3 protein-coding genes and 1 pseudogene are annotated in these 2,268 nt (G+C 41.2%); 2 read left to right on the forward strand and 2 right to left on the reverse strand.

The window, feature by feature from the left end:
* Positions 1 to 633 (reverse strand): TIGR02206 family membrane protein (locus WBV27_RS05865; protein ID WP_424200261.1); only part of this gene is annotated, 633 nt, incomplete at its 3' end.
* Between the two features lie 244 nt (positions 634 to 877).
* On the opposite strand from WBV27_RS05865, the gene WBV27_RS05870 reads away from it, so the two are divergent.
* Entirely contained in the window at positions 878 to 1,309 is a 432-nt protein-coding gene (locus WBV27_RS05870) for a GatB/YqeY domain-containing protein (RefSeq protein WP_424200263.1), read from the forward strand.
* 112 nt (positions 1,310 to 1,421) lie between these two features.
* Here the strand turns inward: WBV27_RS05870 and WBV27_RS05875 are convergent, their stop codons facing one another.
* Positions 1,422 to 1,601, reverse strand: coding sequence for a YjzC family protein (locus tag WBV27_RS05875; RefSeq protein WP_086941280.1), 180 nt, complete (start codon positions 1,599 to 1,601; stop codon positions 1,422 to 1,424).
* 249 nt (positions 1,602 to 1,850) lie between these two features.
* Between WBV27_RS05875 and WBV27_RS05880 the strand changes: the two are divergent.
* A pseudogene (locus WBV27_RS05880) lies at positions 1,851 to 2,268 on the forward strand (peptidase M48); the annotation flags it as partial.

Here is a 2,268-nt window from a genome sequence, read left to right on the forward strand (position 1 = left end):
GTCGAAAAGCACAAGCACAGTCCCTTTTTCTACACGGTTCAGGAACATATAATTGCTTTCAATCAAATTATTGACCAATAATGCTGTCACAATAAAAGGTGCTGTCAGCCAGATAGAATGTGCTAGGCTGCGGAAGTCCGGATGGAATCCATCACCGAACACAAAAAGTAAAGCTAGCAGAATCAAGAGAGTGTGTGTCAGGGTGTATTCGATAAAACAGAAACTGAAAAGAGGATAAGGTCCCAAATTGGGATTTGCCATAGCGGCGATTCCGCTCGGTAAACCAATGCCGTATGAGAATTCTTTCAGCAGCCGATTATTTGAAAAGCCAGCGGCTGATCCCACTATTGCCGATGCGCTGCAAAGGTGCAGCGGAAGCAGCATGTTCATGAAATAGGAGAAATTTCCGAAAAGGGCGCACCAAAACCATCGTGAAAAATAAAGCATAATCAATAAGGCGGAGAGAGTCATTTTTATGCTTTTCCGCTCAAAATCATCTTGCTTGCGGTAGTGATGGATTATGAGGGAAATCATGATTGCAGATAGGATAAGGACTACATTATGAGCCAAACTAAAGGTTCCCACGCCCATCCCAATCGGTAAATCTGATTCAAAAGTCCAAAAATTAGACATGAGTTCACCCTTTTCCGCGAACAAATAAAATGGATCATTTCGCTGTGATTATCTTCTTCGCCCTAATTTTAGCGCTTATGATGATTATGCGCCATAAATAGCTTGTCAATTCAATGCCTGGATCTAGGAGTAAATCTTTGCCATTTCCGCTGCTTTTCCTTAGAATGAGGGATGAAGGCTGACCCTTGCAGCAAAAAAATATCAAAACAGCCCATACTAAAGAATCGAAGGGAGACCTGTAATCATGACATTGAAAGAAAAAGTGAACAAGGATTTCATCCAAGCAAGAAAAGACAAAGACACATTGAAGGCGGATGTCCTGCGTCTCATCAAAACGGAGTACGATTCTTTCTTGATCGACAACAAGCGCGAAATGACCGAAGCAGAGGAAATCCATGTTTTTCTGAAAGACATAAAGAAAAACAATGAAGCCATCGACTATGCGAAACAAGTCGACCGCACGGATCTGATCGAAGATAACCAGAAAAAATTGGCCATTCTCGAGGCTTATGTCCCCAAAATGATGGATGAACGAGAAGTCCGCTTCTTTTTGGCCGAAAATGGCATAGCTGAAATGCCGTTGAAGGATGCGATGAAATTCTCGATGCAGGTGTTGGACGGAAAAGCCGACAAAGCGCTCGTCTCCAAAATCATCAAAGAACTATTAGCGAAATAGCACTTGAGACAATAAAAGGACTGTGCGGCTCAGGCTGCACGGTCCTTTTCTGAAGTGAAATCCAAGTTCCCTCCGCCTTGAAACGTTTAAGTGATCAGATAAAAGCGAACAATCAGTCTTTTTTGATCCATTTGTTTCCGGCTTTATTGGTAGGCGGAAGTCTGTGTCCTTCGACGATGTGGACTTCTTTGCTGCCGGTGATTTTTCCTCCTCTAGGGCCGACTTCTTTGTAGACGCCAGGAGGAAGATTATCCGTACCTGGTTTGTGCAAATCTTTTTGATCGATTTTCATGCTTTTTGCTCCTTTCTTTCCTGAAGAGCGATGGCGGAAGTAATGCTTGGTACAGGTTAAGTATATCGCTGGAAGCGCAAACAATCAAATGCTGGCCGTCTTCAGATGGCATTGTGCAAACATGAACAACATTTCAGGATTTCCGACTGTCGTAACAAATTGAAATACAATTGTCATATTTCTATCATGTAATAGTATTTTAATTTTGATATACTTCATCTCGTAGAAGAAACAGGAGGAGAAGTATAATTGGGAAAAAAACATATCGCGTTGTTCTCATCAATCTTATTGCTTAGTCCGATTGCAGGTGGATTTACTGCTCAAGCGGATACATTGGAAGAATTGCAACAACAAAAAGATGCTTTGCAATTAGAAACGAATACGATTCAATCGCAGATTGAAGAAAAATCAAATTCATTGAATACTTTGGAATCCGAAAAAGCAAACTTGGAAACAAAAGTGAATGAACTTCAATCGCAATTGGATGAATTGATGAATCGGTTAGCGAAACAGGAACAAAAATTAGCTGACATCGAATCAAAAATTCTGAAATTGCAGGCTGAAATCGAAGCCTTACAAGTGGTCATCGACCAAAGAACCGAAAAATTAAATACGCAGGCTCGTTATATCCAAACGGATGCGGGCGTTACTGATATAGCATCAATAC

The organism is Trichococcus sp., from assembly GCF_049589555.1.
Lineage (GTDB): Bacteria > Bacillota > Bacilli > Lactobacillales > Aerococcaceae > Trichococcus.

Bases quoted from the DNA above. Each gene is read 5' to 3' on its own strand.
- WBV27_RS05870 (WP_424200263.1), top strand. From the start codon at position 878: ATGACATTGAAAGAAAAAGTGAACAAGGATTTCATCCAAGCAAGAAAA.
- WBV27_RS05875 (WP_086941280.1), bottom strand. From the start codon at position 1,601: ATGAAAATCGATCAAAAAGATTTGCACAAACCAGGTACGGATAATCTT.